We start from the raw sequence: 24456 nt of genomic DNA on the forward strand, positions 1-24456 counted from the left end.
ATGCTGATGGCCTCTTCGCGGGCTTGCCCGCGAAGAGGCCCGCACAAGCATCATCCTAGCCAAGGTCAGGTTGCAGATCCGCGTCACGCACCAGCCTTTCCAGTGCAACCAGGTCCGGCACCCGAGCCACCTGCTCGCCCACCTGCACCGCCGCCAGCTCCAGCCTGCCCAGCGCCACGTCCACGTAGTTCAGCTGGCTGTCGAGCTTGCACGAGCGCGGGATGTCTTGCAGCAACAGCGCCAGGTAGCGCAGGCCGGTATCACCCAGTGCGTTGAGCACGACTACCCGGGCCCGCTCACCGCACGGGGTTTCACCCCCACACGCCGCCTCGAAGCCGATCAGCGGCAGGCGCTGCTGCCGCCAGTCGATCCAGCCCAGGTGCCAGGCGGGGTCGCCGGGCTGGCACACCAGGTTGCGCTGCCCGCTCAACTCAGCCACCGCCACGTTGGGCAGCACCAGGGTGCGATCACCCAAAGGCAGCAACAGCCCGGTCAGGCTGCTGCGCTGGCCGGAAATCAGTTCAAGCATGGGGCTGGCTCCAATGGGCGATACTCTGCAACAGCAGCGACTCCTGGTACGGTTTGCCCAGGTATTCGTTGACGCCGATGGCCATGGCACGGTCGCGGTGCTTCTGCCCGGTGCGCGAGGTGATCATGATGATGGGCAGGTCTTTCAGCCGCTCGTCACGGCGAATGCGTGTGGCCACCTCGAAGCCGTCCATGCGCGGCATTTCGATGTCCAGCAGCAACACGTCGGGGCGGTGGTCTTCCAGCAGGGCCATGGCATCAACCCCGTCCTTGGCCGTCAGCACGCTCATGCCGTGGCGTTCCAGCAGGCGGCTGGTGACTTTGCGCACGGTCACCGAGTCATCCACCACCATCACCAGCAACGCACGCCGCGGCGCCGGGCCGAGCAGTTGGCGCTGGGCTTCGCCGCCGGGCAAACGTGCCAGGCGCCGCTGCTGGCCGCGCAGCTGGCCGAGCAGGTCGAGAATCAGCACGACCCGCCCGTCACCCAGCAATGTCGCCCCCGATAACCCGGCCACCGCAGCAAACTGTGGCCCCAGGCTCTTCACCACGATCTCGCGGCTGGGCGACAGGCTGTCGGCCTGGATGGCGAACGACTGCTCCTTGGAATGCACCAGCAGCACTGGCAACGGCACGCTCTGCCCCAGCAGCGCGGGGCGCGGCACACCTTGCAGCAACTCGCCCAGGTAACGCAGCTCGTATTCGTGGCCGCCGTAGACATAGCGCGGCGTGTCCAGCTGATAGCACGCTGCGAGCTCTGCCGGCGGCACGCGGACAATGCCCTCGATGGTATTGAGCGGGATGGCGTACTGCTCTTCGCCCAGGTGCACCATCAGCGCACGGTTGATCGATACGGTGAACGGCAGCCGGATCAAGAAGCGTGCACCCTTGCCCTGGGCCGACTCGATGCTCATAGAGCCACCGAGCTGCTTGACCTCCTCGTGCACCACGTCCATGCCCAGACCGCGCCCGGAAATCTGGGTGATCTTCTCGGCGGTGGAAAACCCCGGGCGCAGGATGAACTGCAGGATCTCGTGATCGCTCAAGTCTGCGTGCGGATCCAGCAGGCCGCGCTTGATGGCCTTGCGCCGTACCGCGTCGAGTGGCACACCGGCACCGTCGTCAGTCATTTCGATAACGATATCGGCACCTTCGTGCAGCAAATTCAGGTGGATGGTGCCCTGCTCCGGCTTGCCAGCGGCCAGCCGTGCTTCGCGGCTTTCCAGGCCATGGTCGACAGCGTTGCGCAGCATGTGCTCCAGCGGTGCGACCATGCGCTCGAGCACACTGCGGTCCAGTTCGCCCTCGGCGTTGCCGACCACCAGTTCCACCTGCTTGCCCAGTTCGCTGGCCACCTGCCGCACCACACGCTGCAGGCGTGGCACCAGGCGTTCGAAGGGCACCATTAAAGTGGCGGTCAGGCCTTCCTGCAACTGGCTGTTCACCCTGGCCTGCTGCTGCAGAAGGCTGTAGGCCTCCTGGGCGCGTTGGGCCAGGGTTTCCTTCAGGTCGAGCAAGTCCGAGGCAGACTCGAACAAGGCCCGCGACAATTGCTGCAACTGCGAATGGCGGTCCATTTCCAGGGGATCGAAGTCGTCGTAGGCATCGCCTTCGAACGGCTGCCGGCTGGAGATCCGCCCCTGGGTCTCGTTATCCAGGCGCAGCAACTGGTCGCGCATGCGCTCCAGGGTGGTTTCCATCTCGTTGAGGGCGAACTGCGCATCGTTGACCTGCTGCTCGATGCGCCCACGAATGATCGAGTGCTCGCCAGCCAGGTTGCCCAGGTCATCGAGCAACTCGGCATCAACCTTGACCATGTCGCCTGCGGCCCGCTCTGGCGCTGCCGCCGGCAACTCGCTGGCGGCTGCCTCGACAGGCCCTTGGCCGGCCGCACTGTCGGTCAGGGCTGCGCTGCTGAAGTTACGGATATAGTCGATCAGTGCCGTGGCCGCATGCAACGGCTGCCCCAGGCGTACGGCATCCAGCATGTGCGCCAGGCGATCATGGCAATTCTGCAACAGCGCGAACAGTGGCGGGCTCGGCGGCAAACGCCCGGCAGCCAGCAGCTCGTACAGAAATTCCAGTTCGTGTGCCAGGTCACCGATGGGGGCAATTTCAACCATGCGCGCCACACCCTTCAGGGTGTGCAGGTCGCGCATCAGGTTGTCCACCTCGACGCTGCTACGCGGGTCGGCCTGCCAGCGCGCCAGGGCGGCAGCGGCGCTCTCGACAATGTCCGAGCTTTCTTCGAGGAACACTTCCAGCAACTCTTCGCCTGGGCTTTCCGGCTCGTCTGGCAGTGGCTCACCCACCTCTGGCAGCGAAGGGTCATGCGACAGCCCCAAAGTACCGCTCAGGTCCATGTCCGGGTGCAGCGGTGTCACCTTGTCGATGCCCACCAGGCCGGTGGCATCCGGTGCCAATGCCTGGTCCAGCAGCGTGCGCAGGCCATCGACCAGTTCCGGGCGTGACACGATGTCCTGCCCCGCCGCTACTTCGTCGAGCATGTCCAGCAGTGCCTCATGGGCCCGCTGCGTGTGGGCGAAAAAGCGTGCATCGGCTGGCAGGCTGCCCTCTTCCACGGCGCCATACAGATCGAGCAAGGCCTCGCACACGTCATCCATCTGCCACAAGTCGGCCAGGTGCGCGGCATGGCCCAGGCTGGTCATCTGGTCGAGCAGGGTATCCAGCGCGTCGCGCTGGCCGGGCTGTTGCTGCCAGCGCGACAACAACGACTCGGCATCAAGCAGAATGTCCATGGCCTGGGCCAGAAAACTGGCAACCAGCTGCGGGTCGCGCTTGCTACGCCGGGCATGCTGCGGGTCGTCATGCCCGCTGGCCAGGCGGCTATCGACTGCCTGGCCAACCGCTTCGATCAGCTCCGCGGCGCCAGGGATGGCGGCCAGTGGTGTGCTGTCGAGTTGCGCCAGGCCCAGATGGAACAGCGAGCGCGCGGCTTCCAGCCATTCGATCTCGGCCATTTGCAGTGGCAACTGATGGCCCTTGTATTCACGGGCCAGGCGGTCGAAGGCGGTGGCCAGCTCAGCGATCGGCATCACCCCGGCCATGGCGGCACTGCCCTTGAGCGTGTGCAGGGCACGTTGCAGGCCATCGCTGACCGGCGTGTCGTGGCCGTCGGCGCCCTGCAGGAAATCATCAAGGCTGGCCAGGTGGCCCTGCGCCTCACTGCGGAAGATATCCAGCAACTGCGGCTCAAGGCCATCGATACTGGCCGCCGGTGCATCGTTTTCAGCCAGGGCATGCAGGTGCCCGGCCAGTTGTTCGATTTCGGTCAATTGCGGCAGCTGGCCGGTGGCAAAGTCCGCCAGCAGATCGGGCAAATGGACGAACACCTGTTGCAGGGCCACCACGCCTTCCGGGCTGAGCGCGCTGCGGCCCTCCAGCACCCGGTTCAGCAGGTGCTCGGCGCCCCAGGCAAGTTCGGCCACCGCCTCGGCATGCACCATGCGGCCACTGCCTTTGAGGGTATGCAGCGCACGGCGCACTTCCCCCAGCGCCCCGCGCTGCTGGTTATCGGCACGCCAGCGCAGCCAGTGGCGCTCGATTTCCGGCAGCAACTCGCCCGCTTCCTCGAGAAACACCTCGCGCAGTTCGTCATCGATGCCATCGCCATTGGCATCCAGGCCCGCTCGGGCATCCGCCTGCGCACAGTGCACACCCAACGCCGCCAGGCTGGCACACGCCATGTCGATGAACGGCTGGCCATCCGCCAGCGGGTCGGCCACCCGCCACTGCAGGTAGCATTCAGCGGCGCTGAGGGCCTCGGCCAGGTGGGTCAGCTCGTCGGCAGGCGGCTCCTCCTCCAGGTGCTGCAACCAACGCTGCACATAGCTTGCACAGCCGGCAAGCAGCTCGGCCACGGCGGGCAGCATCAACATGGCCAAGGCCCCGCGAACCTGCTGCAACAGCCCTGGCAAGGGCTGCAGGCGCTGCCGGGGCCAGTCGGACTCCACATAGTCACCGATCAGGTCCTTGGCCTGCTGCAACACGTTCAGCGATTCGTTCAGCACCAGCTGGCGTATCTCGGCCAGGTCCGAGCCTGGCAGGCCGGCCTGGCCGTTTTCCTCCAGTGGGCCGACCATGCCATTCAGGGAGGCTTCCACATACAACAAGGCGCCCGCTACATCCATCAACACCGCGTCGTCCACGGCTCGTTCGCCCTGAGCCAGGGCCTGCAGCGCCAACACCTGGTCGATGATCACCCGCCGTGGTTGCTGGAAGCCCAGTACAGCCAGCGTATCAGCCACGTGGCGCAGCGGCGCCAGCAGGGCATCAAGCTGCTCGCTGTGCTGGCGGTCGCTGCGCACGAACTGGTCCAGGCGCTCCTTGATGCGCATAAGGTCGTCGCACAGTGCGGTCACCACCGAGCGCAGGGCATCGCGGCCCGGCCCGGCCTGCAACTGTTCGCGCCAGTTGCCCAGCGAGAGGTCGAGGTTGGCCAGGTCGTCAGAGCCGGCAAAGCGCTGCGCAGCACCGCTGATCAGGCTGGCCTGGGCCAGCGGCTCGATGCCACGGCAGGCGCGCAGCTGGTTGAGCAGCGGCAGCATCACCAATGGCAGGTCGTGGCGTGCACCGCGCAAGCGCTCAAGGTATGAGGGCAACTGCTCCAGGCCCCGGAACAGCGCACCCAGGCAATCACCCCGTGGGCTCACCTGGCCGTCGGCCATGGCCTTGGCGAACAGCTCCAGTTCTTCGGCCAGACGCGTCGCACCTCGCAGCTCGAGCATGCGCAGGCAGCCATGCACCTGGTGCAGGTTGTCGACCACAAAGGCGAGTATCGACAGGTCACCTGGCTCGCCGGCGAAACGCTCCAGCGCCTGACGCGCCTGGCCCAGGCAGTCGAGGATGGCAGCCTTGGTCCAGGCCAGCGCCACCGTGTCGTGGCGCTCGGGGCTTACAGCAACAGATGCCATTGTCACTTCCTCAACGCGGCGCTTCACTTGGGCTCGGCAGGTGGCGGCAGGGTGAAGCCGGACACCGAACGGCGCATCTCGCTGGCCATGCGGGCCAGGTGGCGGATGCTGTCGGCAGTGGCCCCGGAGCCGGCGGAGGTCTGCGCGGTAATCTGCTGGATGACCGCCATGGTGTGTGAGATCTGCCCGGCCGACGAGGTCTGCAACTGGGCAGCGTCGGAGATGCTGTGGATCAGGTCGGCCAGGTTCTGCGATACGCCTTCGATTTCGGCCAGCGCCACGCCGGCATCCTGGGCCAGGCGGGCGCCGCGCACCACTTCGGCGGTGGTCTGCTCCATGGAGATGACGGCCTCGTTGGTGTCGGCCTGGATGGTGCGCACCAGCGCCTCTATCTGGCGGGTAGCCGATGACGAGCGTTCGGCCAGGCGCTGCACCTCGTCGGCGACCACGGCAAACCCACGGCCGGCCTCACCGGCCAGCGAAGCCTGGATCGCCGCGTTAAGGGCAAGGATGTTGGTCTGGTCGGCAATATCGTCGATCAGGCTGACAATGTCGCCGATTTCCTGAGAAGACTCACCCAGGCGCTTGATCCGCTTGGCGGTGTCCTGGATCTGCTCGCGAATGTTGTCCATGCCATTGATGGTGTTGTGCACCACCTCGTTACCCTTGTTGGCGATGGCCACCGAGCGTTCGGCCACCTTGGCCGATTCGTAAGCATGCGCGGATACCCGGTCGATCGACTCGACCATGTCGCCGACGGCTTCGGAGGCCTCGCTGATCTGCTCGGCCTGGTGCTCGGAGGCCTTGGCCAGCTGGCGAGCGGTGTTTTGCGTGTCCTGCACGGCTGCGGCCACCTGCACGGCGCTGTGGTTGATGGTGGCCACAAGGTCGCGCAGCTGGTCTACGGAATAGTTGATCGAGTCGGCAATGGCGCCGGTAAAGTCTTCGGTTACCGATACGGTCACGGTCAGGTCGCCATCGGCCAGCTCTTCGATTTCGTCGAGCAGGCGCATGATCGCCTGCTGGTTGCGTTCGTTCTTTTCCGCCGTTTCACGCAGCTGGCGGTTGGTGGTGCGCACCATGACCAGGCCGATGAGAATGATCGAGGCCAGCGCCAGCACGCCCAGGGCATAGCCGCCCACAGTATCGAGGGTGCGCCCGCCGGCCAGGTTCTCGAAACCGTTGGCCAGGTGCGACGCTTCGTCGAGCAGGGTTTGCGACAGGCTGAAGATGTTGCCGGCAGCTTCGCGCACGCGGAACAGTTCGGGCGAGGTTTCGAGGATTTCATCCACAGAACCGGCGACGAACTGGAACAGTTCGGCGATTTCCGCCAGCCGCGCGCGGGCGTCGGCGTCTTCGACGCGGGTTATCTGGATTGCCGCGTTGCCGCTGAGCATGCCCTCCAGCACCTGGCCAAAGCGGCCGGCATCACGGCCAAAAGCGTCGGCCGCCTGGGCTGCGGCATCGTCACCGGCCAGCACAGTGTTGACCGAACCGAGGATGCGCTCGGCCAGCAACAACTGGCGCTGGGCCACCGCCACCTGGTTGGCCGGGGCGCCGCTTTGCAGCAGGATCTCAACCACCTTCTCGTATTCCACCTGCAACTGCGGCACGGTTTCGGCCAGCGTCGCCGCCACCTGGTGCAGCGACAGCACGGTCTGCTCGCTGGCCAGGATGGTGTCGGTGTTCTTGCGCAGGTTTTCCCAGTCGCGGCGTACCGATTCCATCTCGTCACGCACCGTGGGCGGCGCGGGCGGCAGCCCGGTGGACTTGTCACCCTGGCGCAGGTAGCCCCAGCGCCGCTCAAAATCGTTGCGCGCATCCGACAGCAGCTTGAATGCAAGGGCCTTGCCGGTGGCGGCTTCAGTGGCGTTCTTGGCGATGCGTTGCGACAGCACCCGCAGTTCCCCGGCATGGCCGATGTACTGCTTGTCGTAATTGGATTGGGTGTTCAGGTACGCGAAGTTGGCGAACAACAGGATGATCGACAGGATCAGGATCAAAAACAGCACAGTGATCTGCGCGATGCTGCGGGTACGCGGGCTCACGGTGGTCGCGGTAACGGAGGTGGCAGGCTTGTTCACGTTCGCAGGTCCTATAACGCCACATCGAGAAAGCCCGGCGCCTGGGCCAGGGCGAAGGGGCTGAAGATCGCCCAATTGCGTTCACGCGGGAAATGCCCCTGCACAAAACGAGCAGCGGCGCGCAGCAGTGGCTGCGGCGGCGACAGCTGCAGGCTGTCCAGGTCAAAGTGCTGCAAGCCCAGTACCTCGTCCACCAGCAGGCCGACGAACAGGGCCTCGTGGTCCAGCACCAGTACCCGCCGTTGCTTGCCCGGGGCGGCGTGGCCCAGGCCGAAGAAGCTGCTCAGGTCCATCACCGGCAACAACCGGCCGCGCAGGTTGGCTACCCCGCACACCCATGGCTGCACACCGGGGACGCGGCTGCTGCGCGGTTCACGCAGCACCTCGGCCACCTCGCCCATGGGCGCGACAAACCACTGCCCGGCAATGCGAAAACCGATACCGCTCCACTGTTGCAGGCGGTTGTCTTGCGGCGGTTGGTCGGCAACCAGCAGGCGGCAGCGCCGGTCAATGTCCAGCAACAGCTCGAAGGCGGTCAGCGACGCGCCTTGCGGGCGGGTGGTCAAGCGCCCAGCACTTCTTTGAGCTTGGCGATCAGGTCGTCTTCTTCCACGGGCTTGGTCACGAAACCCCTCGCACCCTGGCGTTTTGCCCAGATGCGATCGGTTTCCTGGTCTTTGGTGGTAACGACCAATACTGGAATGGCGCTGGTCTCGGGGTCCTTGCTCAATTGCCGGGTGGCCTGAAAGCCGTTGAGAACAGGCATGACGATATCCATCAACACTGCATCGGGCTTTGCCTGACGCGCCAGCGCCACGCCATCGGCACCGTTGCTGGCTTTGAGCACCTCATGACCGTGCTTTTCAAGCCATCCGGCCAATTTGTACATCTCTGTCGGCGAGTCGTCGACAATCAGAACTCGGGCCATGCTGTTTCCCCATCAGGAAAGTAAGGCCGTGCCATGGCGGGGCGCGGTCAGGGTGCGTGTTGTGGAGGCGCGGTAAACCCGGGCACGTGGGCGCGGATCGCGTCGAGCAGCTCTTCCTTGCTGAACGGTTTGGTCAGGAACTGATCAGAGCCGACCACCCGGCCGCGGGCCTTGTCGAACAGGCCATCGCGCGACGACAGCAGGATCACCGGGGTGTCCTTGAAAGCACTGTTGTGCTTGATCACGGCGCAGGTCTGGTAGCCGTCCAGGCGCGGCATCAGCACATCAACGAAGATGATGCTGGGCTGGTGGTCGACGATCTTGGCCAGGGCATCGAAGCCATCGCTGGCGGTGATCACCTCGCAGCCCGCTTCACCGAGCAACATCTGGGCGGTGCGGCGGATCGTGCGCGAATCGTCGATCACCATCACCTTCAGGGGTTGTTCCATAGACGCCTACCAATGGAAATTAGCTGCACTTTTAGCATACTCCGGGTGGCCATTCCATCTGCGCCGCCCCTTGACCGGCGGCGTTCGCGGCGCCACCCTGAGCCACTTTTCTTTCGCCATCGCGGCCACCTGCCGCCAAGAGGAACCACCCCATGAGCGTTCGCCTCGGCATTGTCATGGACCCCATCGCGTCCATCTCCTACAAGAAGGACAGTTCGCTGGCCATGCTGCTGGCCGCCCAGGCACGCGGCTGGAGCCTGTTCTACATGGAACAGCAAGACCTGTACCAGGGCGAAAGCAAGGCCCGCGCCCGCATGCGCCCGCTGAAGGTGTTTGCCGACCCGGCGCACTGGTTCGAGCTGGGCGAGGAGCAGGACAGCCCGCTGGCCGAGCTGGACGTGATCCTGATGCGCAAGGACCCGCCCTTCGACATGGAGTTCGTCTACAGCACCTACCTGCTGGAGCAGGCCGAGAATGAAGGGGTGCTGGTGGTCAACCGCCCGCAGAGCCTGCGCGACTGCAACGAAAAAATGTTCGCCACGCTGTTCCCGCAGTGCACCACCCCAACCTTGGTCAGCCGCCGCCCGGACATCATTCGCGAATTCGCGGCCAAGCATGTTGACGTGATCCTCAAGCCACTGGATGGCATGGGCGGCACGTCGATCTTCCGCCACCGGGCTGGCGACCCCAACCTGTCGGTGATCCTGGAAACCCTGACCGCGCTGGGCACCCAGCAGATCATGGCCCAGGCCTACCTGCCGGCGATCAAGGACGGCGACAAACGCATCCTGATGATTGATGGCGAGCCGGTGGACTATTGCCTGGCGCGTATTCCGGCCAGCGGCGAAACCCGTGGCAACCTGGCCGCTGGCGGGCATGGCGAAGCGCGCCCGCTGACCGAGCGCGACCGCTGGATTGCCGCCCAGGTCGGCCCGACCCTGCGCGAGAAGGGCCTGTTGTTCGTGGGCCTGGACGTGATCGGCGACTACCTCACCGAAATCAACGTCACCAGCCCCACCTGCATCCGCGAGATCGATGCTGCCTACAACACCGATATCGGTGGCAAATTGATGGATGCCATTGATCGCAAGCTCAAGGCGCGCTGACAGCCAACGCGAAGCTAAACCGCAGAGTGGGGTATGATGCCGGTCCTAATCGACTGAGCTGCTGCCCCGCCCTGCAGTTGCTGGATACCTGATGACGCTGCCCGCTGACATCCCCTCCGACCTGCTGCCGCCCCGTGTTCGCCCGGTGGACCGGCTCGGCTTTACCCTGTTCCTGGCTGCCCTGGTGCACCTGGCGCTGATTCTTGGCGTCGGCTTTACCGTGGTCAAGCCTGCCGAAATCCGCCACACCATGGACATCACCCTGGCCACCTTCAAGAGCGAGAAAGCGCCCGAGAAGGCCGATTTCCAGGCTCAGGAAAACCAGCAGGGCAGCGGCACGCTGGACAAGAAAGCGGTGCCCACCACCACCGAACTGGCGCCGTTCCAGGACAGCAAGATCAACAAGATCACCCCGCCACCCGCCGCCAGGCCCGAGGTGGTACCCCCCCCTACCCCACAAAAGTCGGCGGTAGTAACGACTGCGCCCAAGCCGCAGAAGGTCGAACCCAAGCCCAAGGAAAGCAAGGCACAGCCCAAGCCGGCGGCGCCCGCGCCAGACTTCGACAGCTCGCAGCTGTCCAGCCAGATCGCCAGCCTGGAGGCGGAGCTGTCCAACGAACAGCAGATGTACGCCAAGCGCCCGCGCATCCACCGCCTGAACGCCGCCTCGACCATGCGCGACAAGGGCGCCTGGTACAAGGAAGAGTGGCGCAAGAAGGTCGAACGGGTGGGCAACCTGAACTACCCCGACGAAGCACGTCGGCAACAGATCTACGGCAACTTGCGCATGATGGTGTCGATCAACCGCGATGGATCGCTGTACGAAGTGCTGGTACTGGAATCGTCCGGGCAGCAGGTGCTGGACCAGGCAGCGCAACGCATCGTGCGGCTGGCAGCGCCGTTTGCACCGTTCACCGGGGATTTGGCCGAGTTTGACCGGCTGGAGATCATCCGCACCTGGCGCTTTGCCCGTGGGGACCGTTTGTCCAGCAACTGACTCAGGGCCTCGGTGTAGGGCTTGCTATATGCGGTGGCGCTCGATCTCATAAGCGCCAAAAACCTCAAGACAGCCGCCAACCAAGCGACACAAATCCGCACCTTGTCAGCCTCGCCGCCTGGCGCCACACTATCCCCATGAAAACCCTCGCCCCGAGCTATCTCAAGCACCAGTTCCTGATCGCCATGCCGCACATGGCCGATCCGAACTTCGCCCAGACCCTCACGTACATTGTCGAGCACAATGAACATGGCGCCATGGGCCTGGTGGTCAACCGGCCGCAGGAACTGAGCCTGGCCGACATCCTCGAGCAGCTGCGCCCGGACGAAACGCCGCCGGCCAGCACCCTGCAGGTGCCGATCTACCAGGGCGGCCCGGTGCAGACCGATCGCGGCTTCGTGCTGCACAGCAGCGAATGCAGCTTCCAGGCCACCGTGGCCCTGGAAGGGCTGTCACTGAGCACATCGCAGGATGTGTTGCTTGCGATTGCCGCAGGGGTAGGCCCGAAACAGAGCCTGATCACACTGGGTTATGCCGGCTGGGAGGCGGGCCAGCTGGAAGCGGAACTGGCCGACAACGCCTGGCTCAACTGCCCGTTCGACGCGCAAATCATCTTTGACCGGGCCAGCGACCTGCGCCTTGAAGCAGCGGCCGCCAGCCTGGGGATCAACCTGCACTTGCTGACCAGCCAGGCGGGCCACGCCTGATGGCCGAACTACGCCTCTTGCTGGGTTTCGACTACGGCAGCAAACAGATTGGCGTGGCCGTCGGCCAGGTGATCACCGGGCAGGCACGCGAGCTGTGCACCCTGAAGGCGCAGAACGGCGTGCCGGACTGGGCTCAGGTGGAAAAGCTCATCAATGAGTGGAAACCCGATGCCATTGTCGTCGGCCTGCCGTTGAACATGGACGGCACACCCAGCGAAATGAGCGCCCGCGCCGAGAAGTTCGCCCGCCGCCTTAACGGCCGTTTCAACCTGCCGGTTCATACCCACGACGAACGCCTGACCACCTTCGAAGCCAAAGGCGAACGCATGGCCCGTGGCGGCCAGCGCGGCAGCTACCGCGACAACCCGGTCGATGCCATCGCCGCCGCCCTGTTGCTGCAAGGCTGGCTGGAGGCCAATACCTGATCATCTTTGCCGCCGGGCCCGCCCGGCGCCCCCTTCCGAGGAGCCCGCAATGAGCCTACCCAATCCCGCCGACCTGATTCGGCAGATGGCTGTCGACCTTCGTGCCCACCTGGCGCGCCGGGCAATCACCGAGCCCCGTTACATCGGTATCCGCACCGGCGGTGTCTGGGTTGCCCAGGCCCTGCAGGAAGCCATGGGCGACAGCAGCCCGATGGGCACCCTGGACGTCTCGTTCTACCGCGACGACTTCAGCCAGAACGGCCTGCACCCACAAGTGCGCCCGTCCGAGCTGCCGTTCGAGGTCGAGGGCCAGCACCTGGTGCTGGTGGATGATGTACTGATGAGCGGTCGCACCATCCGCGCGGCGCTCAACGAACTGTTCGATTACGGCCGCCCGGCCAGCGTCACCCTGGTCTGCCTGCTGGACCTGGACGCCGGCGAATTGCCGATCCGTCCGAATGTGCTCGGTGCCACCCTGTCGCTGGCCGCCCATGAACGGGTAAAATTGACCGGACCCGCACCGCTCGCCCTCGAGCGCCAGGACCTCGCCTCCGCTTCCGCCCTTTAAGAGTCCCCCGCGATGACGCCAATCGACGCCAAGCGCCCGCTGCAGCTCAATGATCAGGGCCAGCTGCGCCACTTCCTCTCGCTCGACGGTTTGCCCCGCGAACTGCTCACCGAGATCCTCGACACCGCCGACTCCTTCCTGGAAGTCGGTGCCCGGGCCGTGAAGAAAGTCCCGTTGCTGCGCGGCAAGACCGTGTGCAACGTGTTCTTCGAGAACTCGACCCGCACCCGCACCACCTTCGAACTGGCAGCCCAGCGCCTGTCGGCCGACGTGATCAGCCTGAACGTGTCGACCTCCTCGACCAGCAAGGGCGAGACACTGTTCGACACCCTGCGCAACCTCGAGGCCATGGCGGCCGACATGTTCGTGGTGCGCCATTCCGACTCCGGCGCCGCGCACTTCATCGCCGAGCACGTGTGCCCGGATGTCGCCGTGATCAATGGCGGTGATGGCCGCCACGCGCACCCGACCCAGGGCATGCTCGACATGCTGACCATTCGCCGCCACAAAGGCAGCTTCGAAAACCTCTCGGTGGCCATCGTCGGCGACATTCTGCACTCGCGCGTGGCGCGCTCCGACATGCTGGCGCTCAAAGCGCTGGGTTGCCCGGACATCCGCGTGATCGGCCCGAAAACCCTGATCCCGATCGGCATCGAACAGTACGGCGTGAAGGTCTACACCGACTTGGCCGAAGGCCTGAAGGATGTCGACGTGGTGATCATGCTGCGCCTGCAGCGTGAGCGCATGGCCGGCGGCCTGCTGCCCAGCGAAGGCGAGTTCTACCGCCTGTTCGGCCTGACCACCGCGCGCCTGGCCGGGGCCAAGCCTGATGCCATCGTCATGCACCCGGGCCCGATCAACCGGGGCGTGGAAATCGAATCAGCGGTGGCCGACGGCAAACACTCGGTGATCCTCAACCAGGTCACCTACGGCATCGCCGTGCGCATGGCCGTGCTGTCCATGGCCATGAGCGGGCAGAACGCACAACGTCAATTCGACCAGGAGAACGCCCAGTGACCATCAGCATTCTTGGCGCCCGGGTCATCGATCCCACGACCGGCCTGGATCAGGTGACCGACCTGCACCTGGACGGTGGCCGCATTGCCGCCATTGGCGCCGCACCGGCCGGTTTCAGCGCCAGCCGTACGATACAGGCCGATGGCCTGGTCGCCGCACCGGGCCTGGTCGACCTTGGCGTGTCCCTGCGTGAGCCGGGTTACAGCCGCAAAGGCAACATCGCCAGCGAAACCCGCGCTGCCGTTGCCGGCGGTGTCACCAGCCTGTGCTGCCCGCCGCAGACCAAGCCGGTGCTGGACACCTCGGCGGTGGCCGAACTGATCCTGGACCGCGCCCGTGAGGCCGCCAACAGCAAGGTGTACCCGATCGGCGCCCTGACCAAAGGCCTTGAAGGCGAGCAACTGGCCGAGCTGGTGGCCCTGCGCGATACCGGTTGCGTGGCCTTCGGCAACGGCCTGAAACAAATCCCCAACAACCGGACCCTGGCCCGCGCCCTGGAGTACGCCGCCACCTTCGACCTGACCGTGGTGTTCCACTCCCAGGACCGTGACCTGGCCCAAGGCGGCCTGGCCCATGAAGGTGCCATGGCCAGTTTCCTCGGCCTGCCGGGCATCCCGGAAACCGCAGAAACCGTGGCCCTGGCGCGCAACCTGCTGCTGGTGGAACAGACCGGTGTGCGTGCGCACTTCAGCCAGATCACCAGCGCCCGTGGTGCACAGCTGATTGCCCAGGCGCAGGAGCTCGGCCTGCCGGTGACCGCCGATGTGGCGCTGTACCAGCTGATACTCACCGATGAGTCGCTGCGCGAGTTTTCCAGCCTGTACCACGTGCAGCCACCGCTGCGCACTGCCAAAGACCGGGATGGCCTGCGCGCCGCAGTCAAATCGGGCGTGATCCAGGCGATTTCCAGCCATCACCAGCCGCACGAGCGCGACGCCAAGCTGGCACCGTTCGGTGCCACCGAGCCGGGTATCAGCAGCGTCGAGCTGTTGCTGCCACTGGCCATGACCCTGGTGCAGGACGGCCTGCTCGACCTGCCAACTTTGCTGGCCCGCCTAAGCAGCGGCCCGGCAGCCGCCCTGCGCCTGCCGGCGGGCGAGCTGAAGGTGGGTGGCGCAGCTGACCTGGTGCTGTTCGACCCACAGGCCTCGACAGTGGCTGGCGAGCAGTGGTTGTCGCGGGGCGAGAACTGCCCGTTCATCGGCCACTGCCTGCCGGGTGCGGTGCGTTATACCTTGGTCGATGGCCACATCTGCCACGAGGCCTGAGTAACCCTCACAGGCCCCATCGCCGGCAAGCCAGCTCCCACAGGAAATCACTGCCCTCAAGCCCTGTGATGACCTGTGGGAGCTGGCTTGCTGGCGATCAGGCCTGTGCTGGAGAGCATTAACCATTCATCCCCCCCGGTTGAAATCTTTCACCCCACCCCCATATGAGTCTGCATCAGGCACTTTCGCCCCGCTGCGTGGAGACTCTCCCCTTGACCACCATCGTTTCTGTCCGCCGTAACGGCAAAGTCGTCATGGGCGGCGACGGCCAGGTTTCCCTCGGCAATACCGTGATGAAAGGCAACGCCAAGAAAGTGCGCCGCCTGTACCACGGCCAGGTCATCGCCGGCTTCGCCGGTGCCACAGCCGATGCGTTCACCCTGTTCGAGCGCTTCGAAGGCCAGCTGGAGAAACACCAGGGCCACCTGGTCCGCGCTGCCGTCGAACTGGCCAAGGAATGGCGTACCGACCGCTCCCTGAGCCGCCTGGAAGCCATGCTGGCCGTGGCCAACAAGGATGCCTCCCTGATCATCACCGGTAACGGTGACGTGGTCGAACCCGAAGATGGCCTGATCGCCATGGGTTCCGGCGGCGCCTATGCCCAGGCCGCAGCCCGCGCCCTGCTGAACAAGACCGACCTCTCGGCCCGTGAAATCGCTGAAACCGCCCTGAACATCGCCGGCGACATCTGCGTGTTCACCAACCACAACCTGACCATCGAGGAGCAGGACCTGGCCGACTGATTCAGCTGCTCTGGCGCCTCTTCCCGGTGAAGGGGCTTTTCCACGCTGACTCATCTGCCCAAGGACCCTATTGATCATGTCCATGACCCCCCGCGAGATCGTCCACGAACTCAACCGCCACATCATCGGCCAGGACGACGCCAAGCGCGCCGTGGCCATTGCCCTGCGCAACCGCTGGCGCCGGATGCAGCTGCCTGTCGAGCTGCGTGCCGAAGTGACCCCCAAGAACATCCTGATGATCGGCCCTACCGGTGTCGGCAAGACCGAAATCGCCCGTCGTCTGGCCAAGCTGGCCAACGCACCATTCCTCAAGGTCGAAGCCACCAAGTTCACTGAAGTGGGCTACGTGGGCCGCGACGTCGAGTCGATCATCCGTGACTTGGCCGACGCCGCGCTGAAGATGCTGCGCGAGCAGGAAATCATCCGCGTGCGCCACCGCGCCGAAGACGCCGCCGAAGACCGTATCCTCGATGCCCTGCTGCCGCAGGCGCGGGTGACCAGCTTCAGCGAGGAAGCCGCGCAGACCAGCAGCGATTCCAACACCCGCCAGCTCTTCCGCAAACGCCTGCGTGAAGGCCAGCTGGACGACAAGGAAATCGAAATCGAAGTGGCCGATGCCGTGGGCGTCGAAATTGCCGCGCCGCCCGGCATGGAAGAAATGACCAATCAGCTGCAGAGCCTGTTTGCCAACATGGGCAAAGGCAAGCGCAAGGCGCGCAAGCTGAAGGTGAAAGAGGCGCTGAAGATGGTTCGCGATGAAGAAGCGAGCCGCCTGGTCAATGAGGAAGAGCTCAAGGCCAAGGCCCTGGAAGCAGTCGAGCAGCACGGTATCGTGTTCATCGACGAAATCGACAAGGTTGCCAAGCGCGGCAATGTTGGCGGCGCCGATGTGTCCCGTGAAGGCGTACAGCGCGACCTGCTGCCGCTGATCGAGGGCTGCACCGTCAACACCAAGCTGGGCATGGTCAAGACCGACCATATCCTGTTCATTGCCTCGGGTGCGTTCCACCTGAGCAAGCCGAGCGACCTGGTGCCCGAGCTGCAAGGCCGCCTGCCGATCCGTGTCGAACTCAAGGCACTGACCCCGGAAGACTTCGAGCGCATCCTGCAAGAGCCGCACGCTTCGCTGACCGAGCAGTACCAGGCCCTGTTGAAAACCGAAGGCCTGAACATCGAGTTCATCGCCGACGGCATCAAGCGCCTGGCCGAGATTGCCTACCAGGTCAACGAAAAGACCGAAAACATCGGTGCCCGTCGCCTGCACACACTGCTTGAGCGTTTGCTCGAAGAAGTGTCGTTCAGCGCCGGCGACCTGGCCAGCGCACATGACGAAACGCCAATCCAGATCGACGCTGCGTATGTGAACAGCCACCTGGGTGAACTGGCGCAGAACGAAGACCTGTCGCGTTACATTCTGTAAGACCGCAGGGGGCCGCTGTGCGGCCCAATCGCCGGCAAGCCAGCCCCCACAGGATTATCACAATCCTGAATGCTGTGGAGTACCTGTGGGCGCTGGCTTGCCGGCGACTGGGCTGCAAAGCAGCCCCCTTGCACAATCCCCAGAATGTCCCGAAGCTGTGCATCATCAGCTCCCGAGAGATTCTGCCCATGGCCCGCCTGCCCACCGCCATCAACCTGCACAAAGCCTCGAAAACCCTCACCCTCACCTACGCCCCCGGCGAGGTCTACCACCTGCCCGCCGAACTCCTGCGCGTGCACTCCCCCTCCGCCGAGGTCCAGGGCCACGGCAACCCCATCCTGCAGTTCGGCAAGATCAACGTCGGCCTGGTCGGCCTGGAGCCTGCCGGCCAATATGCACTGAAACTGACCTTCGACGACGGCCATGACAGCGGCCTGTTCACCTGGGAATACCTGGAACAGCTGTGTCTGCGCCAGGAACAGCTGTGGGCCGAATACCTCGACGAGCTGCACAAGGCCGGAAAATCCCGCGACCCGGCCGAATCGGTGGTCAAACTCATGCTCTAGCGCAAGGTCTTCAGGGTTTAGAGCGCATTTTCTAAATTCATCTGTTTGAATGACTTACAGACAGCCCAGTGAAGGGCTGTCTTGCGCATTACATGAAAGTCGGGTAACCAATGGGTGTGGCAAGTTCCCTGCATCACTTTGCAGGCAGTCAGAACCCCCGCAGCACCGCTGTTCCTTATCACTGGTCACCCGAGTAGCAGTACCGGGCTCAGGGCTGTGCCCCCGCCACAGCAACCGGTACTCGTCTCAGGACAACGGAGCGTCGTAGATGAGTAACAAGAACAACGATGAGCTGCAGCGGCAGGCCTCGGAAAACACCTTGGGGCTGAACCCGGTCATCGGCATTCGCCGCAAGGACCTGTTGAGCTCGGCACGCACCGTGCTGCGCCAGGCCGTGCGCCAACCGCTGCACAGCGCCAAGCATGTGGCCCACTTTGGCCTGGAACTGAAAAACGTGCTGCTGGGCAAGTCCAGCCTGGCCCCGGAAAGCGACGACCGCCGTTTCAACGACCCGGCCTGGAGCAACAACCCGCTGTACCGCCGCTACCTGCAAACCTATCTGGCCTGGCGCAACGAGTTGCAGGACTGGATCGGCAACAGCGACCTGCCACCCCAGGACATCAGCCGCGGCCAGTTCGTCATCAACCTGATGACCGAAGCCATGGCGCCGACCAATACCTTGTCCAACCCGGCAGCGGTCAAGCGCTTCTTCGAAACCGGCGGCAAGAGCCTGCTCGATGGCCTGTCCAACCTGGCCAAGGACATGGTCAACAATGGCGGCATGCCCAGCCAGGTGAACATGGACGCCTTTGAAGTGGGCAAGAACCTGGGCACCAGTGAAGGCGCGGTGGTGTACCGCAACGATGTGCTGGAGCTGATCCAGTACAGCCCCATCACCGAACAGGTGCATGCCCGCCCGCTGCTGGTGGTGCCACCGCAGATCAACAAGTTCTACGTGTTCGACCTGAGCCCGGAAAAGAGCCTGGCGCGCTACTGCCTGCGCTCGCAGCAGCAAACCTTCATCATCAGCTGGCGCAACCCGACCAAGGCCCAGCGGGAATGGGGCCTGTCCACCTACATCGATGCACTCAAGGAAGCCGTTGACGCCGTACTGGCGATTACCGGCAGCAAAGACTTGAACATGCTCGGCGCCTGCTCTGGCGGCATCACCTGTACTGCGCTGGTGGGCCACTACGCCGCCATTGGCGAAAACAAGGTCAATGCCCTGACCCTGCTGGTCAGCGTGCTGGACACCACCATGGACAACCAGGTCGCATTGTTCGTCGACGAACAGACCCTGGAAGCCGCCAACCGCCACTCGTACCAGGCTGGCGTGCTGGAAGGCAGCGAAATGGCCAAGGTGTTCGCCTGGATGCGCCCCAACGACCTGATCTGGAACTACTGGGTCAACAACTACCTGCTCGGCAACGAGCCGCCGGTGTTCGACATCCTGTTCTGGAACAACGACACCACGCGTCTGCCGGCCGCCTTCCACGGCGATTTGATCGAGATGTTCAAAAGCAACCCTTTGATACGCCCGAACGCACTGGAAGTGTGCGGCACCCCGATCGACCTGAAGAATGTGCACTGCGACATCTTCAGCGTTGCCGGCACCGCCGACCACATCACCCCGTGGCAATCGTGCTACCGCTCGGCGCACTTGTTCGGCGGCAAGATCGAGTTCGTGCTGTCCAACAGCGGCCACATACAGAGCATCCTCAACCCGCCGGGCAACCCCAAGGCACGCTTCATGACCGGGGCTGATCGCCCGGGTGACCCGGTGGCCTGGCAGGAAAACGCCACCAAGCACGCCGACTCCTGGTGGCTGCACTGGCAAAGCTGGCTGAGCGAGCGGGCCGGGGAGCTGAAAAAAGCGCCAACCCGCCTGGGCAACCGTGCCTATGCAGCTGGCGAAGCCGCCCCAGGCACCTACGTTCACGAGCGTTGAGTTGCATGGCCGTGGCAGCCCTGAGCGCGCCACGGCACTTTTTTCACGAAAGAGTCGAACGCATGCCGGAACCCTATATCTTCAGGACCGTCGAGCTGGACGACCAGTCCATTCGCACCGCCGTCCGCCCAGGCAAGCCGCACCTGACCCCGTTGCTGATCTTCAACGGCATCGGCGCCAACCTGGAGCTGGTGTTCCCCTTCATCGAGGCGCTGGACCCGGACCTGGAGGTCATTGCCTTCGATGTACCCGGCGTGGGTGGATCATCCACACCGCGCCACCCTTATCGTTTTCCTGGCCTGGCCAAGCTCACAGCGCGCATGCTCGATTACCTGGACTACGGCCAAGTCAACGCCATCGGTGTGTCCTGGGGCGGCGCCCTGGCCCAGCAGTTCGCCCACGACTATCCGGAACGCTGCAAAAAACTGGTGCTGGCCGCAACTGCCGCCGGCGCGGTAATGGTGCCGGGCAAACCCAAGGTGTTGTGGATGATGGCCAGTCCACGGCGCTACGTGCAGCCCTCCCATGTGATCCGTATTGCACCGCTGATCTACGGCGGTGCCTTCCGCCGCGACCCGGACCTGGCCATGCATCATGCATCCAAGGTGCGCTCGGGCGGCAAGCTGGGCTACTACTGGCAATTATTCGCCGGCCTGGGCTGGACCAGCATCCACTGGCTGCACAAGATCCATCAGCCGACGCTGGTACTGGCCGGTGACGACGACCCGCTGATCCCGCTGGTCAACATGCGCCTGCTGGCCTGGCGGATTCCCAATGCCCAGCTACACATAATCGACGATGGCCACCTGTTCCTGATTACCCGGGCCGAGGCCGTCGCACCGATCATCATGAAGTTTCTCCAGGAAGAACGTCAGCGCGCGGTCATGCACCCGCGCCCCGCCTCTGGCGGTTGATTGTCGCTGCCCAAGCATCGGGAAGACGAGGGAGTGTTGCCATGACAGACAAACCGGCCAAAGGAACGAAACCGCTGCCCGCCACCAGCATGAACGTGCATAACGCCATGCTTGGCCTGCGTGGGCGCGACCTGGTGTCGACCCTGCGCAGGGTTGGCCGCCACGGCTTGACCAACCCGCTGCACACTGCGCGGCACCTGTTGGCGCTCGGCGGCCAACTGGGCCGCGTGATGCTGGGCGACACGCCCTATCAGCCCAACCCTCGCGACAGCCGCTTCAACGACCCTACCTGGAGCCAGAACCCGTTTTACCGCCGGGGCCTGCAGGCCTATCTGGCCTGGCAGAAGCAGACGCGCCAGTGGATCGACGAAAGCCACCTGGATGACGATGATCGGGCACGCGCCCACTTCCTGTTCGGCATGATCAACGACGCCCTGGCGCCGAGCAATTCGCTGCTCAACCCGCTGGCCGTCAAAGAGCTGCTGAACACCGGCGGGCAAAGCCTGGTGCGTGGCCTGGCCCACTTGCTGGACGACCTGCGTCACAATGACGGCCTGCCGCGCCAAGTGGACGAACGCGCTTTCGAGGTGGGTGGCAGCCTGGCGGCGACACCCGGTGCGGTGGTGTTTCGCAACGAGCTGCTGGAGCTGATCCAGTACAAGCCGATGAGTGAAAAACAGCACGCCAGGCCCCTGCTGGTGGTACCACCGCAAATCAACAAGTTCTATATCTTCGACATGCAGGCCCACAATAGCTTCGTCCAGTACATGCTCAAGAACGGCCTGCAGGTGTTCATGATCAGCTGGCGCAACCCCGACCCGCGCCACCGCGAATGGGGCTTGTCCTCGTACGTTCAGGCGTTGGAAGAAGCGCTGAACGCCTGCCGCAGCATCAGCGGCAACCGCGACCCCAACCTGATGGGTGCCTGTGCCGGCGGCCTGACCATGGCTGCACTGCAGGGCCACCTGCAGGCCAGACATCAGCTGCGCAAGATCCGCAGCGCCACTTACCTGGTCAGCCTGCTCGACAGCAAGTTCGACAGCCCGGCCAGCCTGTTCGCCGACGAGCAGACCGTCGAGGCGGCCAAGCGCCGTTCCTATCAACGGGGTGTACTGGACGGCGGCGAGGTGGCGAGGATTTTCGCCTGGATGCGCCCCAACGACCTGATCTGGAACTACTGGGTCAACAACTACCTGCTTGGCAAAGCCCCACCCGCGTTCGACATCCTCTACTGGAACGCCGATAACACACGGCTGCCGGCGGCACTGCACGGCGACTTGCTGGACTTTTTCAAGCACAACCCGCTCACCCACCCGGCCGGCCTTGAAGTATGCGGCACGCCCATCGACCTCAAGCAGGTCGACCTGGACAGTTTTACCGTGGCCGGCAGCAACGATCACATCACCCCGTGGGACGCCGTGTATCGCTCTGCCCTGCTGCTCGGTGGCGACCGGCGTTTCGTGCTGGCCAACAGCGGGCACATTCAAAGCATCATCAACCCACCGGGCAACCCCAAGGCCTACTACCTGGAAAACCCCAAGCTTGCGAGCGATCCGCGCGCCTGGTTCTACGAGGCCAAACGCAGCGACGGCAGTTGGTGGCCGTTGTGGCTGGAATGGATCACACCGCGCTCTGGTCCGCTCAAGGCTCCCCGTACCGAGCTGGGCAACAGTACCTACCCACCGCTCGGCCCGGCGCCAGGCACCTATGTCCTGACCCGATGAGCCCGACGACCGGATGAAGACCCGCGACCGTATCCTGGAATGCGCCCTGCAGCTGTTCAACCAGCAGGGCGAACCGAACGTATCCACCTTGGAGATTGCCAACGAACTGGGCATCAGCCCGGGCAACCTGTATTACCACTTCCACGGCAAGGAACCCTTGGTGCTGGGCCTGTTCGAGCGCTTCGAGGACGCGCTGATGCCCTTGCTTGACCCACCCCTGGAAGTGCGCCTGGACGCCGAGGACTACTGGCTGTTCCTGCACCTGATTGTCGAGCACATGTCGCAGTACCGCTTCCTGTTTCAGGACCTCTCCAACCTCACCGGCCGCCTGCCAAAGCTGGCACGCGGCATGCGCAGCCTGATCAATGCCCTCAAGCGCACGTTGGCGGCGCTGTTGGCCAGCCTCAAGGGCCAGGGGCTGGTAGAGAGTGGTACGCAGGCGCTGGGGCAGCTGGTGGAGCAGATCACGATGACGCTGCTGTTCTCGCTGGATTACCAGCGTGTGCTGGGGCGCGAGGGGGATGTGGGGATCGTGGTGTACCAGGTGATGATGCTGGTGGCGCCGCATCTGCAGGCACAGGCGCGGGCGGCGGCGGAGCAGTTGGCTGTGCGCTACCTGGAGGGGTAGGCCTGCTGTTTCGGCGCTGGGGCCTTCGCGGGCATGCCCGCTCCCACAGGGCCTGCGCTGACCCGTTGATCGGCGCTGTCCCTGTGCGAGCGGGCAAGCCCGCGAAGAAGGCGATGCGGTATCAGATCAAGGTACCGGTGCCGTTTGGTGCCGACGGGGCGCTACTGGCCGGGGCGGTGGCAGGTGTCGGTGCTGTGGTAGCGGCCGGGGCCGCGCTGGCCGCTGGGGCTGCCGGTTTCGCGGCTGCCGGCTTGGCCGGTGCTTTCTTCACCGCAGGTTTCTTCGCTGCCGCTGGCTTGGCCGCCGCAGCCTTGGCGGCGGCAGGTTTGGCCGCCGGCTTGGCAGCAGATTTGGCCGCTGCCGTTTTAGCTGCAGGTTTGGCTGCCGCGGTTTTCGCCGCAGGCTTGGCCGCTGCTGCCTTGGCCAGTGGCTTGGCCGCTGCCTTGCTCGCAGCCGGTTTGGCCGCCGCAGCGCGCGACGAAACCGGCGTAACCGAAGCACCGGTCAGTTTCTCGATCTGCTTGGTCAGGCTGTCCACCTGCTGGTGCAGGGCCTTGATCTCGTTGCGGCTTGGCACACCCAAACGCGATATGGCGCTGTTCAGGCGCTTGTCGAAGGCTTCTTCGAGCTCGCTCCATTTGCCCAGCGCACGGTCTTTCACACCAGACACACGCGAGGTGGTCGAAGCCTTGGCGGTGTCGGCCACATCTTCAGCGGTCTTCTTCGCCTGTTTCTCGGCCTTCTCGCCATCCTTCACCAGCGAGTCGAACAGCTTGGGGCCGTCCTGGTCGATCTTCGAATAGATACCCAGCCCCGCCAGCCAGATCTTGCGGGAGTACTTCTCGATCCCGCCGACCCAGGAGCTGCTTTCTTTATCGGAATTCTTCTTGCCAGCCATCCTGCTCTCCTTATGGTTTGTGCGCGACGCGCTCAAGCAGCTCGTGCAGCTGTTCAAGCTTCACCGACAACGCCTCAACGTCATGTTTAGACGGAATGCCGAGGCGATTCAAGGCGCGTCCTACCCGCGCGTCGAAAGCTTTTTCGATCTTGTCGAGTTGAATTTCGACCTTGCCGCGTACGCGGCTGAGTTCTTCAGCGGCGTCGTCGATCTGGTGGTTGGCAGCATCGAGCTCTTTGTCGATGCGTTTCTTGCCACGTTTTTCAACACCTTCGCCGGCCTTGACCAGCTCGCTGAAATACTCGGAACCTTCCTGGCCGACGCGGGCATAAGCGCCGATACCTGCCAGCCAGATCTTGCGCGCGTAGCCGCGCACCTCACCCAGCGTGCCCTGGGCGTCTTCCTTTTTCTTCACAGTCACTTTGGCCATGCTCAGTGCCTCATGTTCATCAGTGGAGGAGGATGCGCCCATGAACGCTGGGCTGATGCCTAAGGTAGGGAACAAAATTAGAAACCACACCCTAAGAACACGCATCACGACCTATCTACCTCACCCGTTACCCATGCAGCTTCTACCGTTCGCGCTCATTGACTAAACGGAGCT

General features: G+C 64.2%; 22 protein-coding genes. 14 read left to right on the forward strand and 8 right to left on the reverse strand.

Going from position 1 to position 24456, the window contains the following annotated elements; translation table 11 throughout:
- Positions 1-55: 55 nt before the first annotated feature.
- From OZ911_RS26585 to OZ911_RS26610, 6 genes are read right to left on the reverse strand one after another with little or no spacing between them, the layout of a single operon-like run.
- Complete coding sequence (locus tag OZ911_RS26585; RefSeq protein WP_016489537.1) at positions 56-529, reverse strand: chemotaxis protein CheW; 474 nt, start codon at positions 527-529, stop codon at positions 56-58.
- Positions 522-5462 carry a hybrid sensor histidine kinase/response regulator gene (locus tag OZ911_RS26590; RefSeq protein ID WP_070086475.1) on the reverse strand — a complete coding sequence of 1647 codons (4941 nt, stop codon included), beginning with the start codon at positions 5460-5462 and terminating at the stop codon, positions 522-524. Before OZ911_RS26590 ends, OZ911_RS26585 begins: the two co-directional genes overlap by 8 nt.
- A gap of 23 nt (positions 5463-5485) precedes the next feature.
- Positions 5486-7510, reverse strand: coding sequence for a methyl-accepting chemotaxis protein (locus OZ911_RS26595; RefSeq protein WP_224372594.1), 2025 nt, complete (start codon positions 7508-7510; stop codon positions 5486-5488).
- 47 nt (positions 7511-7557) lie between these two features.
- Entirely contained in the window at positions 7558-8112 is a 555-nt protein-coding gene (locus tag OZ911_RS26600; protein WP_016489540.1) for a chemotaxis protein CheW, read from the reverse strand.
- Positions 8109-8474 carry a twitching motility response regulator PilH gene (gene pilH, locus OZ911_RS26605; protein ID WP_016489541.1) on the reverse strand — a complete coding sequence of 122 codons (366 nt, stop codon included), beginning with the start codon at positions 8472-8474 and terminating at the stop codon, positions 8109-8111. Before pilH ends, OZ911_RS26600 begins: the two co-directional genes overlap by 4 nt.
- Positions 8475-8521: 47 nt before the next feature.
- On the reverse strand, positions 8522-8923 hold the full coding sequence (locus OZ911_RS26610; protein WP_016501972.1) for a response regulator: 402 nt from the start codon (positions 8921-8923) through the stop codon (positions 8522-8524).
- Between the two features lie 152 nt (positions 8924-9075).
- Between OZ911_RS26610 and gshB the strand changes: the two genes are divergently transcribed.
- The 14 genes from gshB (at position 9076) to OZ911_RS26680 (ending at position 22954) form a co-directional block, all read left to right on the forward strand.
- Positions 9076-10029, forward strand: a complete 954-nt coding sequence (gshB, locus tag OZ911_RS26615) for a glutathione synthase (protein WP_070086474.1) — start codon at positions 9076-9078, stop codon at positions 10027-10029.
- A gap of 91 nt (positions 10030-10120) precedes the next feature.
- Complete coding sequence (locus OZ911_RS26620; protein ID WP_016489544.1) at positions 10121-11026, forward strand: energy transducer TonB; 906 nt, start codon at positions 10121-10123, stop codon at positions 11024-11026.
- Positions 11027-11163: 137 nt separating this feature from the next.
- Positions 11164-11733, forward strand: coding sequence for a YqgE/AlgH family protein (locus OZ911_RS26625; RefSeq protein WP_016489545.1), 570 nt, complete (start codon positions 11164-11166; stop codon positions 11731-11733).
- Positions 11733-12158: a Holliday junction resolvase RuvX gene (ruvX, locus tag OZ911_RS26630; protein WP_016489546.1), complete on the forward strand. Its 426-nt coding sequence runs from the start codon at positions 11733-11735 to the stop codon at positions 12156-12158. Before OZ911_RS26625 ends, ruvX begins: the two co-directional genes overlap by 1 nt.
- A gap of 49 nt (positions 12159-12207) precedes the next feature.
- Entirely contained in the window at positions 12208-12726 is a 519-nt protein-coding gene (gene pyrR / locus OZ911_RS26635; RefSeq protein ID WP_016489547.1) for a bifunctional pyr operon transcriptional regulator/uracil phosphoribosyltransferase PyrR, read from the forward strand.
- A 12-nt stretch (positions 12727-12738) separates the two neighbouring features.
- The gene (locus OZ911_RS26640) at positions 12739-13743 is read left to right on the forward strand and encodes an aspartate carbamoyltransferase catalytic subunit (RefSeq protein ID WP_008099987.1); all 1005 of its coding nucleotides are present in this window, start codon (positions 12739-12741) and stop codon (positions 13741-13743) included.
- On the forward strand, positions 13740-15011 hold the full coding sequence (locus OZ911_RS26645; RefSeq protein WP_016489548.1) for a dihydroorotase: 1272 nt from the start codon (positions 13740-13742) through the stop codon (positions 15009-15011). Before OZ911_RS26640 ends, OZ911_RS26645 begins: the two co-directional genes overlap by 4 nt.
- Before the next feature lie 212 nt (positions 15012-15223).
- Positions 15224-15754 (forward strand): ATP-dependent protease subunit HslV, encoded by a 531-nt coding sequence (gene hslV / locus OZ911_RS26650; protein WP_003249309.1) that lies wholly within the window; start codon positions 15224-15226, stop codon positions 15752-15754.
- Positions 15755-15830: 76 nt separating this feature from the next.
- Positions 15831-17174, forward strand: coding sequence for an ATP-dependent protease ATPase subunit HslU (gene hslU / locus OZ911_RS26655; protein WP_016489549.1), 1344 nt, complete (start codon positions 15831-15833; stop codon positions 17172-17174).
- Positions 17175-17362: 188 nt separating this feature from the next.
- On the forward strand, positions 17363-17740 hold the full coding sequence (locus OZ911_RS26660) for a gamma-butyrobetaine hydroxylase family protein (protein WP_016489550.1): 378 nt from the start codon (positions 17363-17365) through the stop codon (positions 17738-17740).
- A 268-nt stretch (positions 17741-18008) separates the two neighbouring features.
- Positions 18009-19688, forward strand: a complete 1680-nt coding sequence (phaC, locus tag OZ911_RS26665; protein WP_268968525.1) for a class II poly(R)-hydroxyalkanoic acid synthase — start codon at positions 18009-18011, stop codon at positions 19686-19688.
- A gap of 62 nt (positions 19689-19750) precedes the next feature.
- Positions 19751-20602 carry a poly(3-hydroxyalkanoate) depolymerase gene (gene phaZ, locus OZ911_RS26670; protein WP_016489552.1) on the forward strand — a complete coding sequence of 284 codons (852 nt, stop codon included), beginning with the start codon at positions 19751-19753 and terminating at the stop codon, positions 20600-20602.
- Positions 20603-20643: 41 nt separating this feature from the next.
- On the forward strand, positions 20644-22326 hold the full coding sequence (gene phaC / locus OZ911_RS26675; RefSeq protein WP_016489553.1) for a class II poly(R)-hydroxyalkanoic acid synthase: 1683 nt from the start codon (positions 20644-20646) through the stop codon (positions 22324-22326).
- A 13-nt stretch (positions 22327-22339) separates the two neighbouring features.
- Positions 22340-22954 carry a TetR/AcrR family transcriptional regulator gene (locus tag OZ911_RS26680; protein ID WP_016489554.1) on the forward strand — a complete coding sequence of 205 codons (615 nt, stop codon included), beginning with the start codon at positions 22340-22342 and terminating at the stop codon, positions 22952-22954.
- Positions 22955-23075: 121 nt separating this feature from the next.
- Here OZ911_RS26680 and OZ911_RS26685 read toward each other — a convergent pair whose 3' ends face one another.
- Together OZ911_RS26685 and OZ911_RS26690 are read right to left on the reverse strand one after the other, a co-directional pair.
- The gene (locus OZ911_RS26685; protein ID WP_070086472.1) at positions 23076-23852 is read right to left on the reverse strand and encodes a phasin family protein; all 777 of its coding nucleotides are present in this window, start codon (positions 23850-23852) and stop codon (positions 23076-23078) included.
- 10 nt (positions 23853-23862) lie between these two features.
- Positions 23863-24282 (reverse strand): phasin family protein, encoded by a 420-nt coding sequence (locus tag OZ911_RS26690; protein ID WP_023049259.1) that lies wholly within the window; start codon positions 24280-24282, stop codon positions 23863-23865.
- Positions 24283-24456 lie beyond the last annotated feature (174 nt).

It is taken from the genome of Pseudomonas fortuita (genome assembly GCF_026898135.2).
GTDB lineage: Bacteria > Pseudomonadota > Gammaproteobacteria > Pseudomonadales > Pseudomonadaceae > Aquipseudomonas > Aquipseudomonas fortuita.